Origin of the sequence: Arthrobacter psychrochitiniphilus, assembly GCF_003185915.1 — a bacterium.
GTDB classification, from domain to species: Bacteria; Actinomycetota; Actinomycetes; order Actinomycetales; family Micrococcaceae; genus Specibacter; species Specibacter psychrochitiniphilus.
The window spans coordinates 1-20906 of sequence record NZ_QHLZ01000009.1 but is presented as its reverse complement, the minus strand read 5'-3'; the positions used below and the strand labels follow the sequence as shown (position 1 = coordinate 20906).

22 protein-coding genes and 1 pseudogene are annotated in these 20906 nt (G+C 58.1%); 12 read left to right on the top strand and 11 right to left on the bottom strand.

Annotated features, from left to right (window positions below; genetic code table 11):
* Window positions 1-8: 8 nt before the first annotated feature.
* Entirely contained in the window at window positions 9-1673 is a 1665-nt protein-coding gene (locus tag CVS29_RS13770) for an ABC transporter substrate-binding protein (RefSeq protein WP_110106910.1), read from the bottom strand.
* Window positions 1674-1851: 178 nt separating this feature from the next.
* A complete protein-coding gene (locus CVS29_RS13765) occupies window positions 1852-2577 on the bottom strand; it encodes a hypothetical protein (RefSeq protein WP_110106909.1) in 726 nt (241 codons plus the stop codon).
* Between the two features lie 267 nt (window positions 2578-2844).
* Between CVS29_RS13765 and CVS29_RS18500 the strand changes: the two genes are divergently transcribed.
* Window positions 2845-2982: a hypothetical protein gene (locus tag CVS29_RS18500; protein WP_170120987.1), complete on the top strand. Its 138-nt coding sequence runs from the start codon at window positions 2845-2847 to the stop codon at window positions 2980-2982.
* Here the strand turns inward: CVS29_RS18500 and CVS29_RS19280 are convergent.
* Window positions 2971-3198, bottom strand: a complete 228-nt coding sequence (locus CVS29_RS19280) for a 5-oxoprolinase subunit C family protein (RefSeq protein ID WP_373366720.1) — start codon at window positions 3196-3198, stop codon at window positions 2971-2973. The two genes, CVS29_RS18500 and CVS29_RS19280, sit on opposite strands and share 12 nt — an antisense overlap.
* Window positions 3199-3522: 324 nt before the next feature.
* Here CVS29_RS19280 and acs point away from each other — a divergent pair, with 324 nt between their 5' ends.
* The 5 genes from acs to CVS29_RS13735 all read left to right on the top strand — a co-directional run bounded on the left by acs (window position 3523) and on the right by CVS29_RS13735 (window position 9418).
* Window positions 3523-5586: an acetate--CoA ligase gene (acs, locus tag CVS29_RS13755; protein WP_179442411.1), complete on the top strand. Its 2064-nt coding sequence runs from the start codon at window positions 3523-3525 to the stop codon at window positions 5584-5586.
* 78 nt (window positions 5587-5664) lie between these two features.
* Window positions 5665-7020: an O-acetylhomoserine aminocarboxypropyltransferase/cysteine synthase family protein gene (locus CVS29_RS13750; protein ID WP_110106906.1), complete on the top strand. Its 1356-nt coding sequence runs from the start codon at window positions 5665-5667 to the stop codon at window positions 7018-7020.
* Entirely contained in the window at window positions 7017-7511 is a 495-nt protein-coding gene (locus CVS29_RS13745) for a CoA-binding protein (protein ID WP_110106905.1), read from the top strand. The genes CVS29_RS13750 and CVS29_RS13745 overlap by 4 nt, the downstream gene beginning before the upstream one ends.
* A 74-nt stretch (window positions 7512-7585) precedes the next feature.
* The gene (locus CVS29_RS13740; protein WP_110106904.1) at window positions 7586-8275 is read left to right on the top strand and encodes an SDR family NAD(P)-dependent oxidoreductase; all 690 of its coding nucleotides are present in this window, start codon (window positions 7586-7588) and stop codon (window positions 8273-8275) included.
* Window positions 8276-8392: 117 nt separating this feature from the next.
* Window positions 8393-9418: an alpha/beta hydrolase gene (locus tag CVS29_RS13735; RefSeq protein ID WP_170120986.1), complete on the top strand. Its 1026-nt coding sequence runs from the start codon at window positions 8393-8395 to the stop codon at window positions 9416-9418.
* A gap of 141 nt (window positions 9419-9559) precedes the next feature.
* Here CVS29_RS13735 and CVS29_RS13730 read toward each other — a convergent pair whose 3' ends face one another.
* Together CVS29_RS13730 and CVS29_RS13725 are read right to left on the bottom strand one after the other, a co-directional pair.
* Window positions 9560-10450, bottom strand: coding sequence for an FHA domain-containing protein (locus CVS29_RS13730; protein WP_110106902.1), 891 nt, complete (start codon window positions 10448-10450; stop codon window positions 9560-9562).
* Window positions 10451-10460: 10 nt separating this feature from the next.
* Complete coding sequence (locus tag CVS29_RS13725) at window positions 10461-10715, bottom strand: hypothetical protein (RefSeq protein ID WP_110106901.1); 255 nt, start codon at window positions 10713-10715, stop codon at window positions 10461-10463.
* 358 nt (window positions 10716-11073) lie between these two features.
* On the opposite strand from CVS29_RS13725, the gene CVS29_RS13720 reads away from it, so the two are divergent.
* The 3 genes from CVS29_RS13720 to CVS29_RS13710 all read left to right on the top strand — a co-directional run bounded on the left by CVS29_RS13720 (window position 11074) and on the right by CVS29_RS13710 (window position 13228).
* Entirely contained in the window at window positions 11074-11904 is an 831-nt protein-coding gene (locus CVS29_RS13720) for an SDR family NAD(P)-dependent oxidoreductase (RefSeq protein ID WP_110106900.1), read from the top strand.
* Window positions 11892-12551, top strand: a complete 660-nt coding sequence (locus tag CVS29_RS13715) for a hypothetical protein (protein ID WP_110106899.1) — start codon at window positions 11892-11894, stop codon at window positions 12549-12551. The genes CVS29_RS13720 and CVS29_RS13715 overlap by 13 nt, the downstream gene beginning before the upstream one ends.
* 377 nt (window positions 12552-12928) lie before the next feature.
* Window positions 12929-13228 (top strand): hypothetical protein, encoded by a 300-nt coding sequence (locus tag CVS29_RS13710; RefSeq protein ID WP_146213062.1) that lies wholly within the window; start codon window positions 12929-12931, stop codon window positions 13226-13228.
* A gap of 300 nt (window positions 13229-13528) precedes the next feature.
* On the opposite strand, the gene CVS29_RS13705 is transcribed toward CVS29_RS13710, so the two are convergent.
* Both CVS29_RS13705 and CVS29_RS13700 read right to left on the bottom strand, forming a co-directional pair.
* The gene (locus CVS29_RS13705) at window positions 13529-13924 is read right to left on the bottom strand and encodes a GNAT family N-acetyltransferase (protein WP_245932245.1); all 396 of its coding nucleotides are present in this window, start codon (window positions 13922-13924) and stop codon (window positions 13529-13531) included.
* A 107-nt stretch (window positions 13925-14031) separates the two neighbouring features.
* Window positions 14032-15216: pseudogene (locus CVS29_RS13700) on the bottom strand (IS3 family transposase).
* Between the two features lie 313 nt (window positions 15217-15529).
* Between CVS29_RS13700 and CVS29_RS13695 the strand changes: the two are divergent.
* Window positions 15530-15943, top strand: coding sequence for an SRPBCC family protein (locus CVS29_RS13695; protein WP_110106896.1), 414 nt, complete (start codon window positions 15530-15532; stop codon window positions 15941-15943).
* Between the two features lie 92 nt (window positions 15944-16035).
* Here the strand turns inward: CVS29_RS13695 and CVS29_RS19215 are convergent, their stop codons facing one another.
* Window positions 16036-16170: a VOC family protein gene (locus CVS29_RS19215; RefSeq protein WP_306457008.1), complete on the bottom strand. Its 135-nt coding sequence runs from the start codon at window positions 16168-16170 to the stop codon at window positions 16036-16038.
* 435 nt (window positions 16171-16605) lie between these two features.
* A complete protein-coding gene (locus CVS29_RS13685) occupies window positions 16606-16920 on the bottom strand; it encodes a class I SAM-dependent methyltransferase (RefSeq protein ID WP_110106895.1) in 315 nt (104 codons plus the stop codon).
* A gap of 206 nt (window positions 16921-17126) precedes the next feature.
* Between CVS29_RS13685 and CVS29_RS13680 the strand changes: the two genes are divergently transcribed.
* On the top strand, window positions 17127-17750 hold the full coding sequence (locus CVS29_RS13680) for a maleylpyruvate isomerase N-terminal domain-containing protein (protein ID WP_146213061.1): 624 nt from the start codon (window positions 17127-17129) through the stop codon (window positions 17748-17750).
* Between the two features lie 237 nt (window positions 17751-17987).
* Window positions 17988-18485 carry a hypothetical protein gene (locus CVS29_RS13675; protein WP_110106894.1) on the top strand — a complete coding sequence of 166 codons (498 nt, stop codon included), beginning with the start codon at window positions 17988-17990 and terminating at the stop codon, window positions 18483-18485.
* 33 nt (window positions 18486-18518) lie between these two features.
* Here the strand turns inward: CVS29_RS13675 and CVS29_RS13670 are convergent, their stop codons facing one another.
* Window positions 18519-19031, bottom strand: a complete 513-nt coding sequence (locus tag CVS29_RS13670) for a tetratricopeptide repeat protein (protein ID WP_110106893.1) — start codon at window positions 19029-19031, stop codon at window positions 18519-18521.
* Window positions 19032-19246: 215 nt separating this feature from the next.
* A complete protein-coding gene (locus tag CVS29_RS13665) occupies window positions 19247-20503 on the bottom strand; it encodes a hypothetical protein (protein WP_110106892.1) in 1257 nt (418 codons plus the stop codon).
* Window positions 20504-20906 lie beyond the last annotated feature (403 nt).

Genomic DNA, 20906 nt, shown 5'->3' with positions numbered 1-20906 from the left:
GCTGATGCCTAGTTGGCAAGCCAGCTATCAAAGAAAGTTGGCGAGGCCACGGCTGTGGTGGTACCAACATCCTTCAATTTCTCGGAATACAAGAAGTGGTTCTGCTGGTCGTAGAGGGGCAGCAAGTAGTAGCCCTCCAGGACCATTTTTTGTGCCTCGGTGTAGAGTTCTTTGCGCTGCGCAGGGTCCTTGGTGGTTCCGGCACTGTCAAGGAGCTCATCTAACGTGGGGTCTTTGACTTGGGAAAGGTTGGCAAAGTATCCGGACGGGGCAGGGATGGTGGACTTGGAATGGAACAGGATGGACAGCACGCTCGGGCCAACCTTCGTGTACGGTGCCGAGACCAAGTTGTAGTCATTCTTCGCCAGATCCCCGTACCAGCTGGAGATGTCCAGGAGCTTGATCTTGATCTCGAAGCCCGATTCCTTGGCCGTGGCCTGCATTTGCTCGAAGAGTGACTGCTCAGCCGGGATGGACTGGCTGGTGCTCACCGGGAAGGCCAGCGTCAGGCGGTTGCCGTCCTTGATGCGGTATCCCGCGGAGTCGCGGTCCTTCCACCCCGCAGCATCGAGCAACTCGCCAGCCTTGGCCGGATCGTAGGAGAACAGTGACTTCTCCGAGAAAGCCAGCGGTTCAACGCTTGACAGCGGTGAGTAAGAACGCGAGGCCGTGCCGAAGAACAGGGACTCAATGCCAGCGTCCACGTTGACAGAGTGGACGAAGGCTTCCCGGACCTTTTCGTCGTTGAACGGTGCCTTGGAGGAGTTCAGCTCAATGCGATTGGCGGCGCCGGGGCGGGGCGCATCCAAATGTTTGATGGACGCGCCCTTGCTAGCAGCGGCAATTGCATCCGGCTGGGCGTTGTCAATCACCTGCACCTGACCGGCCTGAAGTGCCGCAAACCTTGTGGCAGCCTCGGGGATGAACCGCCAGGTGATGCCGTCCAAGTAGGCGGGGCCGGCGTGGCCCGCTTCCGGTACGGGGAGCGCGTAATCGGCGTTTCGGACCAGGTTCACTGCGTCCTGTTTCTTCCAAGACTCCACTTTGAACGGCCCGGTTCCTACGGGGGATTCGCAGTTTTCTGCCTTGGAACGCTTCAGTGCGGTGGGTGACTCGATGGCAACCCAGGGCATCGAGAAGGACTCAAGCAATGAGTTATCCGGTGAGGAGAGCTTGATTTCCAGTGTGGTTGCGTCCACGGCTGTCATGGAGGAAATCTTGCCCAAGGCCAAGTAACCCGTGGAAGAGGCCGTCTCGGGGTTTAGTAAGTGCTCAAAGTTGACTTTCACAGCCTCCGCGTCAAGGGCCGTACCATCGGTGAACTTGATGCCGTCGCGGATCTTCACGATGCGCGTCAGTCCGTCCTCTGTGACGGTGGAATCCTGTGCCAACCACGGAATGATTTTCCCGTCGGCGTCCTTGGTGTAGAGGGTCTCCAAATACTGGGACGCAACTAAGGCTTGAGGGTAGTTACCGCCTACGTGAGGATCTAGGCAGGACGGTTCGGCATCGCCGGAGGCGTACACCAAGGTTCCGCCTGTGACGGGGGCGCCAGCGTCTTTGCTGGGGTCGTTGCTCGTTTTTGCGGACGTGCAGCCGGAGAGAATAAGGGCGGCCGCCAAAACTGTGGCGGCCGGAATGAGCTTGTGAGCCTGGGGGTGAGCGAAAGTCATGAACTTCTTCCTGCATACCGGAGAAATGGGGTGGTGCACGGTGCCGCCGTTAGCTTGGGTCAGTAAGGGAAGCCCTAACGGGCACCGCTATCAACCATAACTGTTGTGACGGAGCCTACTTGTTGGTATGTGGCACACATCATAGGCGAGCCAAATGATGCGTGATGCTAGAGGCGGCCTATTTGATGACCTTTTTGGTGTCTTTTGTCCCCTTAGCCGTGTTCTTATTCATGAGCCCTTCAAGGCCAGGCTTGGAATCCAGCTCATGTACATCAACGGTTCCTTCTCCAGAGCCCTCTTCCGGCCCGATGACGACCTTGGGCGCCACTGACGCTGCCCCGGCAACGTCCTGGGGCTCCGGCTCCTGATTCTGCCGGTCCTGATCTTGCTCCGAGGGCAGTTTGTTCTCCAACGCTTCGCCTAGCCGTGAGCTGCGGTGGCGGCGGGCATCGGCGAGGGCAAAGAGGCGTGCCGCTGCGCCGTGTTGGCCTTCGTTTTGCAGGATCGAGGCAGCTCCCATCAGGGCCTCAGCTGCGACGGCATTCTCACGGTAGTCCAAATATGCCTGCGCCTCTTGCTGTGCACAGATCTCACTAATCTGTGTGCTGACACGTTCCGCATCGGCAAGTGAGAACCCGTGGCCCAGCTGGTAGACCTGCCGGTACATGAGATCGTAGTTTTGTTCGCGAAAGTCCATGGAAGCATCAAGGCGCCTCTTAAGTTCAGACTGTTCTGCGGTGGAAAGATCGTCCACCTCGAGACCTAGCCGGTGGGCAAATTCACGCAGGTAGGTGGGTCCCGCAAGCGGCATCCCATCAGCGGACAGCTGTTCCTGAACGGGTTCCGGGTGATCCTGAACGGTTGTTGAAAAAAGGGCAAGGAATTTTTGAATCAAGGTGCTCATGAGAAGTCTCCGTCTGTTGATGCTGCCCCTCAATCTTCTCAGCCGCCACCGACATGTTCTCTAACACCCTTAGTGATACTGGCCGCATGGCCAGTGTTCAGGGGTGCGGCGGTCGGCAACGCCTATTCGGCTATAGCAGCTACGGATGAAGGTTTTCCCCACGCAACTCACGGCACGTGTGCGGGCCAGCCTGGATCAGGCGAGCGGTTCGCTCCGTTGAGATGAAGATGCTGGACGGGATATCCCTCCGGGTGCCAGCTGGGCTGCGTGATCAAAGTCTTCTCCAATGACGCTGCCCCCACCGACGAGCACATCAGGGCTACTCAGCTCATGCCCGGCAGTGGGGCGCCGTACCGTCAGGATGGTTCCGTGCGCAACAGGTTCCGGATCAAATCAGGAGAGTAAATCAATGGATCGTGAGAAGAAGACCTGGGGCAGTGAAAGCCCTCCGCGAAAGGCCCTGTAGCTTCTGAAGCCCGACGCCGGCTGGCCCAGTTTCAGCCTTTCTCCCGCCAGGAGAGAGAAGGGGGATTCGCCCACCTGAAAGCGCCTTCCGCCATTCATGTCTGTGACAAATAGCGGCGCTGGTGCCCTTGTGACGGAAAGAACCTGATCCTCCACGGCGTCCAGAGCGCCCGGCTGAAACAAGGGCCTTTTCCTGCGTGAGTGCCACGTACAGCGGTGACTCTGAAAATACCACTAGATGAACGAATGAACGATTCGGTGTCACTAATCTTGTCCATGAGACGTAGTAGTTCTGAGAATAGTCTCTTAGGGTTGCGCAAATTTGTCTGCTTCTGTGTTCATGCGCTCTAGTAGTGGAAGATATATGTTGCGCGGCTGAGGGACCTGGGCCGAAGAATCCGCAACACTGCCAGTTTAGGCAGCGCTTTTACGCGCCCGCCCGCACCGGAAGTGTCAGCTCCGGGAAAGATGGAGAAATACATGAGTTCCACCCCGGCCCCGGCTCCTGCACCGAGCGCGTCCCCTGTACTAGCCGGTGCGGCGGCGGGCCCTGCGTCAGCTGAACAGCAACGGCTCGAGTTTTGGGATCAGCAAGCACGCCGGCTTGACTGGGCCCAGCCGTGGCATACCACCCACACCTTCACCCCCGCACTTGACCCGCAGGCACTTGATCTCCAAGCACCTGACCCGCAGGCCTCGCCGAACATCAAGTCCGCTGCGGATTCTGCGGATTCCGCCACATCCGCCTTGCGCGTCCCGAGCATCGAGTGGTTCGCTGGTGGCAAGCTCAACGCAGCCGTCAACTGCGTGGACCGCCATGTGGCCGCTGGCAAGGGCGAGAAGGTGGCACTGTTTTTTGAGGGCGAACCCGGGGATCGCCGCCAGGTCACCTATCAAGAACTCCAGGATCAGGTGTGCCGGGCCGCGAACGCCCTCACGGCGCTGGGCATCGTCAAGGGGGACAGGGTTGTCATCTACCTGCCGGTCCTGGTTGAAACCATTGTCATCACCTTGGCCGTGGCGCGCCTTGGCGCCATTCATTCCCTGGTCTTTGGCGGTTTCTCTGCCGAGGCGCTGAAGTTCCGGGTGGAGGACACCGGCGCGAAGCTGTTGGTCACTACCGACGGGCAGTTCCGCCGCGGGCAGGCCGTCCCTGTCAAAGCCAATGCGGACGTGGCGGTGGCGGGGGAGAACGCCATTTTGCATGTGTTGGTTATCAAGCGCACCGGTTCACCGGTTGAGTGGACGCACGGCCGGGACATCTGGTGGCATGACGCTCTTGAACAGGCCGGCACGGAGCACACGGCCGAACATTTCGACGCCGAAACCCCCCTGTTTATCATGTACACCTCCGGGACCACCGGCGCTCCCAAGGGCCTGGTCCACACCACCGGAGGCTACCTGACCCAGGCCTCCTACACTCACGAACTGCTCTTCAGCAACCCCGATCCAGCCCTGCGGGATACTGATGTGCACTGGTGCACGGCCGATCTCGCCTGGGTCACGGCACATACCTATGAGATCTACGGCCCACTCTCCAACGGCGTCACCCAGGTAATTTTCGAGGGGACCCCCAACACCCCGCACCCTGGCCGGCACTTTGAGATCATTGAACGCTATGGTGTCACCAGCTATTACACGGCGCCCACACTGGTCCGCTCGCTCATGGGCTGGTTTCCCGACGGCGTGCCATCCCACTACGACCTTTCCTCGATCCGGCTGCTAGGCACCGTGGGTGAGGCCGTAAATCCTCAGGCGTGGATGTGGCTGCGCAATCAGCTAGGTGCAGGCGCCGTCCCTATGGTGGACACGTGGTGGCAGTCCGAGACGGGGGCCACCATTTTGTCCCCGCGTCCTTCCGATACGAATTTCAAACCCGGGTGTGCCTCACGCCCCCTGCCCGGCGTGAGCGTGCGCATCGTAGACGACGCCGGAACTGACGTTTCGCGCGGTGAGCAGGGTTTGATTGTGGTGGACGGAACCGGCCCGGCTATGGCCCGGACCGTGTGGGGAAACCCACAACGCTACCTGGATTCCTATTGGCGCAAGTTCGCCCGGCAAGGCTACTTCCTGGCCGGCGACGGCGCCCGTTATGACGAGGACGGTGACATTTGGATTCTGGGCCGGATCGATGACGTCATCAATATTTCCGGACACCGGCTCTCCACCATCGAGATCGAATCCGCCCTAGTGAGCCATCCGGTGGTGGTTGAAGCCGGGGTGACCCCGGTGGCAGACCCCTTGACCGGTCACGCCGTCGTCGCCTTTGTGGTGCTGGCACCATCCTGTGACCTCGGTGGTGCCGCAGTTCAAACGCAGTTGCGAGCCCAGGTGGCACACATGATTGGTCCGATCGCCAAGCCCTCCGCCGTTGTGGTGGTTCCGGATGTTCCCAAGACTCGCTCCGGAAAAATTATGAGGCGGCTGCTGGCACAAATGTATCAGGGGACACCGTTGGGAGACACCACCTCGCTGCAGAATGAAGAATCTTTGGCTGGCATCTCCGCAGCCATCAAACAGTACCTCGGGAAGGAATCGCCATGAGCGCCGCGTCGTCAACAGCGGCACCCACAGGGGCGCCTTCCGCATTCCCGCCAGCAACTATGACAAGGTAAGTCTCCAATGACCGAACACACTTTTGGCTTCCGTACCCGGGCCCTCCATGCAGGTGGCACGCCCGACGCCGAGCACGGCGCCCGTGCGGTACCCATCTACCAAACCACCTCGTTCGTTTTCAAGGACACCGACGATGCCGCGAAGCTATTTGCGCTGCAAAAGTACGGCAACATTTACTCCCGCATTGGCAACCCCACAGTGGCAGCCTTTGAGGAGCGTATCGCCTCCCTAGAAGGGGGGATTGGGGCCGTGGCAACCGCTTCCGGCATGGCAGCAGAGTTCATCACCTTTGCAGCATTGGCTGGGGCCGGGGACCATATTGTGGCATCTTCAAAGCTGTACGGTGGCACCATCACCCAGCTGGATGTGACGCTGCGCCGCTTCGGCGTTGACACCACCTTCGTTGACTCGAACGATCCCGGCGACTTCGCCGCAGCTATCCAAGAGAACACGAAGGCGGTGTACACCGAAATCGTCGCGAACCCCTCCGGAGACATCGCCGATCTCTCAGGTCTGGCAGACGTGGCGCACGCCGCCGGGGTGCCGCTGGTAGTGGATGCCACCTTGAGTACTCCTTACCTGATCCGGCCCATGGAGTTCGGCGCAGACATTGTGATCCATTCGGCCACGAAATTCCTGGGCGGCCACGGCACCACCTTGGGCGGGGTCGTGGTGGAATCCGGACGGTTCAATTGGGGCAACGGCAAGTTCCCTTCCATGACCGAACCCGTCCCCTCGTACGGCAATGTCTCCTGGTGGGGGAACTTTGGCGAGTACGGTTTCTTGACCAAATTGCGCTCCGAACAGCTGCGCGATATTGGCCCGGCACTCTCCGCACAGTCTGCCTTCCAGCTGTTGCAAGGTGTTGAGACGCTGCCACAGCGCATGGACGAGCACCTGCGCAACGCCTTGGCAGTGGCTAAGTGGTTGGAAGCTGATCCACGGATTTCCTGGGTAAAGTTCGCCGGGCTGCCCAGTCACCCGCATTACGAGCGGGGACAGCGCTACCTGCATAACGGCGTCGGCTCCGTCTTTGCCTTCGGCGTCAAGGGCGGGCGTGCTGCGGGGAAGGTCTTCATTGATGCTCTGCAGTTGGCCAGCCATTTGGCCAACATTGGTGATTCGCGCACCCTTGTCCTGCATCCGGGATCCACCACACACCAACAACTCACGGCGGTGCAGCTCGAAGCTGCCGGGGTGCCGGAGGACCTGATTCGGATCTCGGTAGGACTCGAGGACGTGGCTGACATCCTCTGGGATTTGGACCAGGCGCTCACAGCGGCCCGGGCCGTAGAGGCCGGCGGCGATGCGCCCTCCGAGCCTGAAATGATTGAATCTTGCACAATGGGGGCAAAAGCATGAGCACGGCAGAACGTACCTGGAATGGCCCCACGGCCCCCGAACGTCTTGGAATTTTGCGCAAGACCACCTCTATCGCCATTGTGGGCGCCTCGGATAAACCATCCCGGGCCAGCTACTTCGTGGCAACGTATCTGCTCTCATCCAGCAGCTACCGGGTCTACTTTGTGAACCCCGTGGCCACTGAGATTCTGGGGCAGCCGGTGTACAAGACTCTGGCCGATCTGCCCGAGGTTCCTGATTTGGTGGATGTGTTCCGCCGTCACGATGACCTGCCCTCGGTGCTGGAAGAAACCATCGCCGTAGGCGCCAAGACACTCTGGCTCCAACTCGGTGCCTGGCACGAAGAGGTAGCGGCCACGGCCGAGGCCGCGGGCCTTGAGGTGGTTATGGACAGGTGCGTGAAAATTGAGCATGCCCGCTTCCATGGCGGATTGCACCTTGCAGGCTTTGATACTGGAGTGATTTCCTCCAAGCGTCAGGTGCTGGCCTGAAAATGTAGCTTCTCTGCGAATTCAAGAAGGATAATTCTCATTGCCTGTGTAGTGAGGTGTTGATACCATCGCCCATGACACAGTTACTCAATTCCAAGATGCTCGTTGTCGGCGCCACCGGGGGATTGGGCTCCGCCATTAGCCGCCAGCTTTCCCTGCAGGGGGCTCGGCTGGTCCTCGCGGGGCGCAACGAAAAGAAGCTGGCTGCTTTGACGGACCAGCTGGGTGATTCGGTAATAGGTACGGTTTCCGCGGATCTAACATTGCCGAGCGGACCCGCTGCTGTGGCTGCGGCAGCTGCGAGGGGCGGCGGTCTTGACGGTGTCATTTATGCAGCCGGTGTGGTTGCTTTTGGCCCCTTGTCGGAATTGGATGACGACGCCTTCGAACAGATGTTGTTGCTCAATTTTATTGCTCCGGTGCGGCTGTTCAAGAATCTACTCCCGCAGCTCAAACCTGGTTCAGTGGTGGTGCACCTTAGCGCCATCGTTGCCGAGAAACCGATGAAGGGGATGGCGGCATACTCAGCTACCAAGTGCGCTTTGACTGGTTTTAGCGCCGCCATGGGTGCGGAATTGCGTCGGGAACATATACGGGTTCTAGATGTGCGGCCTCCCCACACGGAAACCGGTCTGCATACGCGCCCCATCTCCGGTGTGCCGCCACGTCTGGGGCAAGGGCTGGATCCAGCAGCCGTGGCGCAGCGGATAGTGAGCGCAATTATGGCCGATGAGCCGGATCTTCCCTCCACCGCATTCTCCTGATCGGTTCCACTGGCCGGGCCTAGATTTTTCAGTTCACGGTCCACAGCGGCAGGGAATCTATTAGGAGGACTAGCATCAATGACCAACCACGTATCAGGCAATTTAGGGGAGTCAAAAATGACCAGTCCGGACCATGAACCGATCCCAAGCGAGCGCCAGGGTAAGCGCAAGCGCGAGCCTGAAGGATCCCGGGCAGGGGCCCGCCGGGCAGATGCCGCACTGTTGTGGACCGCACGGATCTTGTGCCTGGCGGGTGTCATTGTGAGCGTTGCAGCTGCGATTCTTACCGGCAGCATGCTCAAACATGGGCAGATTGCCTACGCGACTATCCTGGTGGTGGTGTTTGTGGTTAGTTCGGTGTTGGGTATCCGCTTCTGGCGGCAATCGCCCAGTGCTGTGCGGTTCAAGCCGTTGCGCTGGATGGGGGTGTTGGCGTTTACGCTGGTGTTGGCTGCCGTGGGGTGGCTGGTACCGTCTGCAGCCATTGCACCCTCGCTTCTGGCCATGCAATCGGACGCCCGCGTCACTGTCAACGAAACATCGGATCAGATCGTCTTGGCGCCTGCTCACAGCGAAAAACGGCTTGGCCTATTTTTCCAGCCCGGCGCCCGGGTTGATGCACGCGCCTACGTGGCTACTCTGCGCCCGCTTGCCGAAGAAGGATTCACCGTAGTCATCCCCAAACAGCCGTTGGGTATCGCCTTCCTCGCCACCGGCGCTTTCAAGGGCGCCCGGACGCAGCACAGTCCTGTGGATCGCTGGGTGGTGGGCGGACACTCGCTGGGCGGCACCGTCTCCGCCCTTGACGCACAGTCCTTCTCAGGCGCGAGCACTGATCCGGTAGTAGGACTACTGCTGTTCGCTTCCTATCCCGCCACTGACATGAGTGCGGTGCCGGTGAAAGTGCTCTCGCTTTCCGGATCCAATGACGGATTGGCGACAGTAGAGAAGATCAACAACTCCAAGGCTCTATTGCCGGCGGATAGCACGTTCACCGTCATCGAGGGAGCTGTTCACGCGGACTTTGGTGACTACGGGGCTCAAGCTGGTGACGGGCAGCCGGGTATCAGCCGTGATAAGGCTCGTGCCAATATCAGCACTGACAGCCTCGCCTTTATGGAATCTCTCAATAGCGCGGACTAGTTGCGTACTCGCAGTGCCTGTCAGTAGCAGTAGCAGTAGCAGTGGTTCCAGGACCTGAGATCGGGCCTGGATGGTTGATTTGATACCCCAAAAACTCTGTCCCTGAAGGCGTTAGCGTTCAGGGACAGAGTTTAGGGAGTGCTACTTTTTCGGTTGCCGCGGGTCACCCATTCCAACTATGGCATCGTATTCAAGCTGGCCTGAGCGCGGGTCAAACTGAGGCCGTTGGAGGCGGGCAAACTCCCCAGCGGTTCTTCCTCCGTATGGCCGGCCGTGGTCTGCATATTCCTCCCGGAAGAAGACCATCCGCCACGGGCCCATCAACAATCTCGCACCCGTGCGCAGGATCTGACCATGGGCATGCGTTCCTGCCGGATCGCCCGCCCAGAAAACATATTCATCGTTTTCATTGTGAATGATGCTCCCATGGCTACCTGCCAGTTCCGGCAACCTGAAGTTGGCATCTGGACCGCTACCAATAACAGTGGTTTCCTCGGTGAGAGAGTACTCATTGGGTGGCTTGCCATCCCATGTCTCGCTGTCCCGGACAAATATGAGCCTGGGCCGGCCCCCGCCCCGTGCGTAGTGTGTGGTGGTGGGGCTCCTTCGGTAGAGGCGCTGAAAGGTGGGGGCAAGCGGGAAGGGAGTGGTAGGCGGAGCAAGGCGCCCTTGGAAATTGCTAGAAGCCTGTGCTTTGACCACCGTTGCCCAAGTGTTTGACTTGCCGGGCTTGATGTGGGGCGATGTTGTTATCAGCCGCTGAAAGGCTGATACCTCCACCGCACCGAGACTGACAATGGTGCCTTCCGGCACAGTGACTGTCACAACAATGCCGTGCCTAGCAAGCGTCGCAGCCATCCCCTTGATGGCAGATAAGTTTCTTCGAGATCCTAGCCGGAACAAGGCCGCGTTATCCGTTGTGACATGAATCTGCTTACCAGCAGCCTTGATGCTGCCGTGGACGGTTGCGCTCTCCTTGCCGTCTTCAGCCGGCAAATGAGCGGAAAACTCAACATCGATGTCGAAGCGCATGGTCTTTTTCCTACGGGCTCGAAGGAGAATCTGGTGTGCTTGCATTGTCGCTGGTGGTGACCCGCATGGTCCCATTGAACTTCCAGGTTGCCCGCGGTGCGTCAGGGCCAATGTCACGCGGGACTTCCACCGTCATGTCCATGAAGCTGTAGTTGACTGCTGCTCCGCGCCCGGTCAAATATGACCACAATTGCTGGCCCAAATCGGACCAGTCGCTCACAGGGACGGTTTTGAAATCGTCTGTCAGTGGTTGGTTCTCGCTCATCTGAGTGCCTTCCTTAGCTGTTTTCTAAAAAGGTGCCCCTATGCACCTCCAGAAGTGCCGCCAAGGCCACAGCTAACGGTGGATGACTGTGACCTGCTGCACTTGCTGCAACAGTAATGACTCTTCTGTTCGAATGCTAGGTGTAGTTGAAAAAAGGTCTAGTCACATCATTCTTTGCTTGTTTTTTTGCCACCGTGGGAACGCAGCACTCATTTCGGGTTAGAAACTAGAAATCACGCAAAAAAATAAGCGGGTGCGTGGCGGGATAGGCGTGGAACTAGCCATCCGGCGCCGGTGAGATAGCGTAAATGTAGCCGGACTAATCACCGGCAAATCATTGACTTTGGGAGTAAAAACTGTGGAACAACGCACCATCGTCATCACCGGAGCAAGTAGCGGGATTGGTGAGGCAGCGGCGAGGACGCTGGCCCAGACAGGGGACACCATTGTTGTCATTGGGCGTTCTGCGCAGCGGACCCGGGCCGTGGCCCAGGATATTGGCGCCGATTATTTCATTGCCGATTTTTCCCGGCTCGACCAAGTAGCAGAGTTAGCGGCAGCACTGAAGGAAAAATATCCCAGAATAGATGTCCTGGCCAATAATGCCGGGGGCATTATGGCGGGCCGTGAACTGACGGCGGACGGCCATGAGAAAACCTTTCAAGTCAACCACTTGGCGCCCTTTCTTCTGACACGCTTACTGCAAGATACGCTGCTCTCCAGCGCAGCCAAGGTGATCAACACCTCCAGCGTGGCCCATGTATTGTTTGGAAAAATGGATATTGCGGATCTTGAGCTGGTTAAAAAGTACTCATCCAACCGCGCTTACGGCAACGCCAAACTGGCTAATATTCTTTTCACCAAAGAACTTCACCGGCGGTTCAACACACAGGGTTTGAGCTCTGCTGCCTTCCACCCGGGCGGGGTGGCGACGAACTTTTCGGCAGGCTCTAAGAGCTCTTTGCGTTTTCTGTACGGCAGTGGCTTGCGCTCTTACATGCTGACCCCGGCACAGGGCGCACAAACTCTAGTCTGGCTGGCCATAGGTGAACCTGGTCAGGACTGGCGTTCAGGAGAATACTTTGCCAAGTCCAAAGCTGCCCGCACCAGCCGGCAAGCCGAGGATGCGAATCTGGCCAGGGCAATGTGGGAGGAGAGCGAGAAGCTGGTGACCCCATGGTTACTGTGAGCGGGCGCTGGATTTTTCAAGGACACATTGCCGGGTTCGGCAGCCAGTGCGGACTTCGCGCCGTGGTGGGGATCTGGGACGAGTCACCCTACGGTGCCTTCGCTGACGTCATGGTGGAACTTCCATCGGGCCGGCGGCTGCTTCTGGCTCCCCAGCGTGAAATCGCTAACTTCATCGAAACCACCTACACTTTCGAGGAAGTGTTGCTGGTACCTGTCCACGCCAAGGTGGGCCCGTCAACAGGCGGAGGTGAGGTACTGAGCGTAGAGGCAGGTCCGCTGCGGCTAAGTGCCAGCATTGGCGGGCGCACCCGGCTAGGGCTGCTTCTGGCTTTAGTTCCCCGGGCTATAGCAGTTCACCCCCGCTGGCTGAGCCTGATCAACCCGCTGGCGCGCTTGTTGAGCCCCGGCGTCAGGACGGCAGGAACGGCAGCGCCAGGCAGACGCGAATATTACGGTGTCACCGGTTTGCGCAGAGTTGAAAGCGCGTCCATCCTGTGGGACGGGTGCTGCTGTGGACCCTTAGCGGAGATAGTTCCGGCTGTTCGTTTCGGTTTTAGCAGTGTTCCGGCCACTCCCATTCTCGCCACGGTGCAGACCACCATAAGGGCCACAAGGCAACCATCATCTGGGGACACGCTGAGCTAGCTGCCACGAAGCCCTGTCTGCCGGGTACTAGCTAGCGTGCTCGAGTTCCTTGTGGCCATATCGGGGTCTGGGGGAAGATCTGCCGGGAAATTCACGCTAAGGAGTCAGCGGCCTGTTCGGGGTAGCCTACTGGTAGCGGAAAACCTGACGATCGGGGCGCGAGGAGCCTCAAACCCACTGGACTGCGGCTTGCCAATAGAGGCCACCCATAGCCTGCCCGGAGGGGGTCCCCTCACCGGTACGCCCCACCATACGTAGCTTGTACCCGAATCGTCTTCGAGCTTGACTCTCTTCACGAGCACTAGTGGATTTACAAGGTATCAGCAAGAGAACCCAATCGGTTGTAACTACGCATGAGTGGAGAGGACACTATTCTCATGGAGTTTATGACTTTCTTGGCAGTAATTGGACTGGTCATGTCTACGGCACTCATTGGCTTCGCCGTCGGCGGGTTTAACGAAACTGAACGAGAAACCGGAAAGAAACCTGCAACCACAAACGCTACCGTGGCATTCGGTCTCCTGATCGTGGCAGTCTGCTGTTCATTCATTCTCATTGAGCCAGCCGTCATTCACCCACTCTGGCTGGAGTATGTCATCCTCGCTGCTGTACCTGCCATGGCTGGATACATAGCACGCCGGTATCTTGCATACAGGCTCAGCAACTCCGGATCCTAGCTAAGGCAATCAACGCTGGAGGGAGAGGGCGTCGACGCCCCCTTTTCTGACCTATCGGGTTATGAGCAGAATCGAAGCCGACCGCCATCCCCGGATTGTGAACGTTGAGCTGAACAAGCCAGCAGCCAGTCCAGCAAGAGTTTGCCATATAGACGCAGTGGAATTGTCCCGCAAGCCGGTCGGTCGGCGGTGCGTTTAGGGAGCAAACTCGATTTGCACCCACGTCGGCCCGCCATGTTCCGCGGGGGAACCTCGAACGGGCTACTAATCACAGGTTCAACGCGGCGGATCGAGGCGGCATCAAACTGCTGTAGGTATCAATTCCTTAGTCATCTCTACTTCACGGCTGCTGGCATCTAAAGAGTATTCAGCCGAGTGACCGGTGAACTCAAAGCCTCTCTTGGAATAGGCCTTTTGCGCTTGCCCGTTGGCTTCGTGCACATGGAGAGTAAGGCGTCCACCGTTATTGCTGGCCCACGCTTCAATCGCCGATAGCAAGGAGTCTGTTAGACCTAGTTCAGTTCCTCGAAAATCCGGAGTTACATAGACACCTACAAACAGCGGCCCAACACTTGGGTGGGCGATGTACGCGGCCATAGTCCCTAGCCAGTTTCCGTTTTCAGCGATCGCAGCAACGGTGATGGAGCCTTCTCGGGAACCTTGTGCCCCACGGCGACGCCACTCCGTTTCATCCACGGCCAACGCATCAGCTTCAGTCTCGGAGCATGCTATTGGGGTGTCACTTATCATTTCCAGGCGAAGCTTCCGGATCTCGCGCCAGTCCGTTTGGGTCTGCCCGGGTTTTAGTTGACAGTTTGGGTTGATATTTCGGGGACCGGTTGAGTGGTCTTGTTTATTGTCTCAAACTCGATGGGTGTTAGTTTGCCGAGTCGTCGTTGGCGGCGTCGGCGGTGGTAGGTTTTCTCGATCCAGACCACAATGGCCAAGCGTAGTTCTGCCCGGGTTTCCCACCGTTTTTGGTTCAGCACGTTCTTTTGAAGCAGCGAGAAGAAACTTTCCATCGCTGCATTATCTGCACATGCCCCGACCCTGCCCATGGAGCCCTGCAGGCCAGCTGAGCTGATCAGACGGACGTACTTCTTGGATCGGAATTGAGAGCCCCTGTCTGTGTATCAACGTTCCTTGCGGGTTCCGTTGACTGATCGCCGCAGCCAGTGCATCAACAGCCAGAGCAGCCTTCATTCGGGAATCGATGGAGTAGCCGACAATCCGGTTGGAGTAAACGTCCTTGACCGCGCAGAGGTAGAGCTTGCCCTCGCCGGTGTGGTGCTCGGTGATATCGGTCAGCCACAACCGGTTCGGTGCTGTGGCGGTGAAGACCCGTTGGACGTGATCGTCATGAACGGGAGCGCCAGCTTTCTTCCCAGTACCTCGCCGGCGGTGGATGACAGAAAGAATCCGGTTCTCACTGCACAACCGCCCCACCCGGGTCTCGGAAGCCACCAGTCCTTGTTCGTGGACGAGTTCGTCATGGATCAGCCTGTACCCGAACGTCGGCTCTTCTGCATGGACATCTAGGGCGGCGTTGACTAGGTGCGCTTCTTCCCAGTCCCGGTCACTGACAGGGTTCGCACACCATTGGTAGAAGGCTTGGCGGGAGAATCCCAGCACCCGGCAGGTCACCGCGACAGGAACCCGTACAGGGGCCTGGGGAGCGGCTAGTTCAAGGACCAGCGGGTACATCATTTTGGGTTGACGTCACGGGAAAGGTAGGCGACCGCCCGGCGCATCACCTCCGCTTCCTGCTCAAGGAGACGGATGCGTTTCTTCGCCTCGCGCAGCTCAGCAGATTCTTCCTTCGTCACCCCGGGAACCACCCCGTCTTGGACGTCGGCGATCTTCAACCACCGATGCAAAGCGGCCGGAGAAATACCGAAGTCCTTCGCGATCTGGACAATGGTCGATTCGCCCTTGCGGGCCACCGCGACCACGTCACGGCGGAACTCTTCAGGAAAAGCTTTAGGCATGTTAAACATCCTTTCACTTGCAAGCCAAAACTCACAAGTCAGATGTCAACTAAACCTTGATCAGACCCTTTCGGTGGTAGTTCTAATGACGAAATTCTCATTTTTCATTGGATCAGCTTAGAGCACCATCTTGAACCGGGATGCTTTGTCAAAGTTTTCCTCTCTTGTCCTTCTGCGGGGCAACCTCGTGGTGTTCCATACATCCAGCTGCTGGGGTGGGTATCTCATGCCACCGGGAGCCGCTTCTATGGCTGTTTGCCAGTGATTGCCTCGCGATACGGGCAAAGACGGAACTACCTGACATACTCTGATCATGGTCGTTTCTTTCGAATGCACGACACCTTTTAGCATGCCAAAAGCGCAGCTATTTGATTTGGCGCGCAGCATTGACGCGCATAGGGACTCGATGGCGCACTCTCGTGAAAAAGCTGTCGCTGGTGTCACTTCGGGACTCATTTCGTTGGGAGAAGAGGTGACGTGGCGTGCATGGCATTTCGGTCTTCCGCTGCGGATGACAAGCCGGATCACACAAATGGTGGCGCCAGACTCCTTCGTTGATGAACAGGTTAATGGCCCGTTTAAGTCGTTCCGGCATATCCATGAGTTCAACCAGGACGCGAAGTGGACTACGATGATTGACCGCATAGAGTTCGCGGCACCCTTCGGCCCCGTCGGGCTACTCGTTGAGAAGCTGGTCCTGGCCCGCTATATGCAAAAAATTGATTGAAACACGGAATCGCCACCTCACCGAGGAACTGACGCACAGACAAGTCATCCGGTAACCCAACACCTTATGGACATAGGCGGGACCGAATTGGATCATTTGGTGGCTATGAGTTCGCCTTCGAAGCCGTCGGAGTTCACTAGGTAGGCAGCGTAGTTGTCAGGACCGCCAGCGTGGGGGTACTTCTCTGCAAATAACGGCCGCCAGCCATGGAGCTGGCTATCCACCATTAGGGCATCGACCTTTTCTTCACTTCCAGCATGAAATGCCAAGTGATTCAATCCCGGCGCTGTACGTTCATGCTCTCTGCTGGTCAGTGCTGGGGATTCCTCGGCGACAATATAGGTCGTACCTCGCCGCCAACTAATTCCTTGATCCCAATTCTGATCCGGCGAGTATCCCAAACGAGTCAGAATCCAACCCTATTCATCCTTGGCCCGTTCAAGGCTCGGCACCCACAGCTCGATATGGTGCAGGGAACCCTCTAGATCTTCGTTCACCTCCCAAGTCTCACACGGCCGTCCGCTAGCGGGAACCCTCTGCGGGACGTCCTAATTCAGACTTGCTCGGCAAGGTAGTCGTAGCTGAACGGCAAGGGGTCGCTGGCCATAACGCTCACAAGTCCATGTGGAGTATTGAGGATTACACGGATTCCTGGGTAGTAATCAACAAGAATCTGCCGATCCACCAACGGCCGTGATGCGATCATCGACTCCGGAGGGCAGTTCCTGGCAGGAGGTCCGGAGCGCGGAGAGCATGTCTGCAGAGGAATCAACTGCAGTGACGGAGTGTCCGAGTGTTGCGATGGTCTGCGTTCCCAGTCCTGTGCCGGCTCCGAGATCCAGTACTGCCAGTCGCTGACCGCTCAAGGGTGATCCCAATAGCCACGAGACCACCTCCGCCGACCAGCCGGGGCGAACCTCATCATGCAGAACAGCGCCGTGAGTCGAAGCTGTTGGTGCTCTTCGGGTCTGATGCATGCCTTCAGACTATCGATTATCAGGCGGGACTTCGCTTTGAATACCTAGGATCCGCTCCTACTGGGGTGAAGAATATGGTGCAACACAGCAACCCCTGCACGGTTGATCGGTGTCTTATCTGGATCGTGTCTGCCCATCCCATGCCATTGTGAGCGATTGTGGCAGAGTTGCCTGTGATCGAGTGGCCAAGAAAGGTTGATGTATTCGTGGATCTTGAGAGTAATCCGGAACTGGCGTCCCGATTGTGCCGTGAAGCGCAGGGGCGGTTGATGCGTCGCGTGTACCAGCTAACGAACGAGGGCGTCCAATCGGCAAGTCGGCTGCCGGGATGGACCGTGGGCCATGTACTGACCCATCTTGCTCGCAATGCGGACGCCCATGCGCGAAGACTGTCAGGTGCGCTGAGTGGCCATGATGTTCCTAAATACCAAAGTGGTGAGCAACAGCGCAGCACCGAGATTGAAGATGGGGCCACGCGGTCAGCTGGTGAGATCATCGCCGATCTCCAATTCAGCATGGAGCGTCTCGAAGTGGTATTCACGCAATCAACTGCTGCAGGATGGCCCAACGGGCATTTCCTTGGCGGAGGGCATTACGGTGTGGCTGGTTGCCCGGCACACAGGCTCCGTGAGGTGGAGATGCACCACGTCGATCTCGGACTGGGCTACGGCCCGTTGGGTTGGCCGGATGAGTATGTGGACTGGGAACTTCCGGCATTGCTTGCAACCGCCTCCGAGCGACTCGATTCATCTGATAGTCGGCGGTTGTTTATGGCATGGTTAGCCGGACGCGGGCCGCTGGACAGCGAGATAACGCTGAACCCCTGGTAACCCCCAAGTCCCTCGAGACGTGCGGCCACAGAGAGAACACTCGGGCCGCTGGTGCCGAAAGCGAGGCCGTACAGTGCCTGCAGGTCGAACCCTCTGCGGAAAGACTCGCGGTAGCGCGGGGTTCCTACGTGAGGATGGTGAACTGAACCTTCGGTCCGCATCAAATTAGTCGGGTTTCGACTGAATATAGATACCTCTGCCCTCCCTTGATAGGGTGTTCTATAGGAGGTGGCTGGAGTGGCCATAACTGATTACTCTATAGAGGCGGGACGCGCTAGGACGCTACGGCAGCAGGTGCACCTGAACCAGCTGGACTATCGGCGGGAGCTGTCCCGTCTGACGTCCCTGGGTGGTACGCAGCGGGAATGGGCCAGAGCGCTGGGCATCAGCCAGCCCAGCTTGTCTTCGGCACTGAAAACGGCAGGAACGGTGATCGCTGTCCGGCAAGGATTCTCAGGCGCTGACCCCTACGAGGTATGCCAACGGTACGCTGTGGGGCAGCTGACCCGGGAGCAACTCATCGACGAACTGATGCGTTGGGATTACGTGGCTCCCGAAAAGCGGGAGCACGATTACTTTGATGATCTGCGGTTCTCCACGCCCGGTTCCTTTGACGACGTGGGGCGGGCCTTCAACGATCGATTACTTGGTGGCGACCTCTACGACACCATTCTGCAAGCCGTCGCGGAAAGCCGTCGATGTGCTCGTGATGACAGCATCCCGATTACGGGGTGAGCGGACGTCCAAATAAGGGAACCTGTTGCGGGATTAGGTGGAGACGTCTGATCCGTTTCTTCCCAGTGAACGGATATATGCTGCGTTCCCGCTGATCGCTGGTTTGTACCTCTCGATGTCTGATGTGCGAACGAAATCCACCAACAAGTCCAGCAGGGCTGCAACGGCCGCATCTGGTTGGCCTGCGGCGTGGAGGGTAATTGCTTCAAAAATGCCCAGAGCAGGCGATTCTGGAAATGTGTTGCGAGCGGTTGCGAAGACGTCGAGTGACTTCTCGTATTCGCCTACGTTCCTCAACGTTGAGCCGTACTGAACATAACAACGGCGCAGCAGGTCGCCTTCCAGCCCAGCAGCGAGAGCCCGCTCATAGAATCCCCGAGCCACTTCTTCCTGGCCACCGGTGTCGTATGCTCCTCCTGCCTCGTAGAGCACTCGTGCATTATCTGGATTGGATGCGTAGAGAGGGAGCATTGCATCTATGGTCGGCTGCATGTTATTCCGGTCCCTGGCGGCAAAGATCCGGTCAAGCTCATCGTCTAAAGACATGACGTTCAGTCTTCCATAAGCTGAGTGCCGTAAGTCGAACCTCCCGCGGGACTGGTTTGATTTGGTTTGGCGTCGTTGTGATCACCTGGGCTCCTAGCGGCGTTCTGTTCCTAACCAGAGCGATTGGTTGGCAGTTTGCATCTTGGATGTGTCCAGCTGCGAGAATTTGAGGAACTGTGCCCAGAATCGCTCTGTACTGTTGCTTCGCATACGGGTCATTCGCCTGGTCGATATACCTCGTAGATGAACTTCGGCTTGGTGGGCGGTGCTACCAGCATCTGGGTGAGCCTTTCAGGCATCAAATCCGCGAATTGGTCCTTGTCACTGGGGTCTGCAACGACCGTGAGCTCTGCGGGTAGCCACTGGGCCACATTGGGCCAGCGTTCGATGATCTCGTGACTGTCCAGCGGCCCGTCCCCGAAGATGTGCAGCAACCCATCGGGGTATTCCACAAGGGTGCCTTGTAGGTGGGGCCGGACGAGGTCGGCGTACAGCGGAGAGAACCACGACAACCAGGTCGGGTGAGGGGCAAGACCTTGCCAGCGACCCGAACTAGTTGTTTGGTAGTACCGATGGGTTTTGGATGCTGTCGTCCATAGTGAGCGCCCGTTCCAGTGCCAGCCGGGGTCCACCTCCACGGTGGTATAAAAGCTGCGCAGTTCGGTGGCCACGGCGACGACGAATCGTTCGAAGGCTTTGCGCCACGTAGGATCCTCCAGTATTTCTCTGTGGACGCTGAGGGATACTGTCTGAACGTCGCCGTCGCGGTAGCCACGGTCTTGATCTGTGTTGCCACCGAACACGCCGTTGAAGAAGCTGCTTGAGACCGGCAACGTAGCTTTCGTAAACACACTGTTCCCATATTCGTCTGCGAAAGCAGCAGTGAAAGCTGAGTCGACATCCCTGGCCAGATTCCCCTGCAATGGTTCAAAGGAGCCGAAGCGCGTAGGTACCGCCTCGGGAAGGATTTGCCGGGCCAGGTCAAGGTATCGCTGCGGGAAGTCGTCTGGGGCTTCGTCCATGAGGTGGTACCAGCGCACCTCTACCAAGTCGACTATGGCGTCTTTCTCGGGTTTGACTGCTCGGCGAATGCTGGTTTTGGGCCAGAGCTCATCCGTCTGAAGATCCATGGCCACACCTTGCCCTGCTTTGGCTAGGCGTTTTGCGAACCGGACAGCATGGGGGATGGCGACCGGATCGCTACCTTCGACCAGAATGCTGTACATGGTTCCTACGCCAAGGACCGAGGCGGTGACCTCATCCGGAATGTCATCTACTTCGACATCGAAAGGGCCTTCGAGGGTGGAACAGTAGGCCGCTTTCTTACCGCGGAGCAGGCGCAGGAACTGGGGCCCGGACAAGTCTGTGTCAACACTTTCCTCTAGTCGCAGCCCCGGGGACTCATCGACCACAGCGGTCAGGGCGTCAAGGTCAAGTGCTTCCGGCATGTACACGGCAAGGTCATACGACATGACAACAGGCTAGATGTAATCAGTGGCACATCAAAACCCGAGCACCAGGACGCTGAAAGCGGCGACGTAGCCCCCAACTGGGGTGGACGATACATCGCAAAGCCGGTAGGCACACGGGTCATCGAAACCAGCTCAGCGCCATCGCGACGACTCTTTCAGTCGCGTTCCGCAAGGGAACCTCCTGTGGGATGGACCAATTTGAGCAAACGTGCACTAAAAGTTCAGAGTTTTCTTGTCGGAAAATGGGGAATGCGGGTCTACTTCTAAACGTGAAGACGTAGACCCAGGGCTCCTGATATCACGATTTAATTGATGAGAGCCGGCGCCTTGGTTTTGATTGCGTATTTGAGGATCAGGCTGGTGCCGGGGTAGCGGGTTTTGGTGCTGGTGAGGTGGGCGCAGA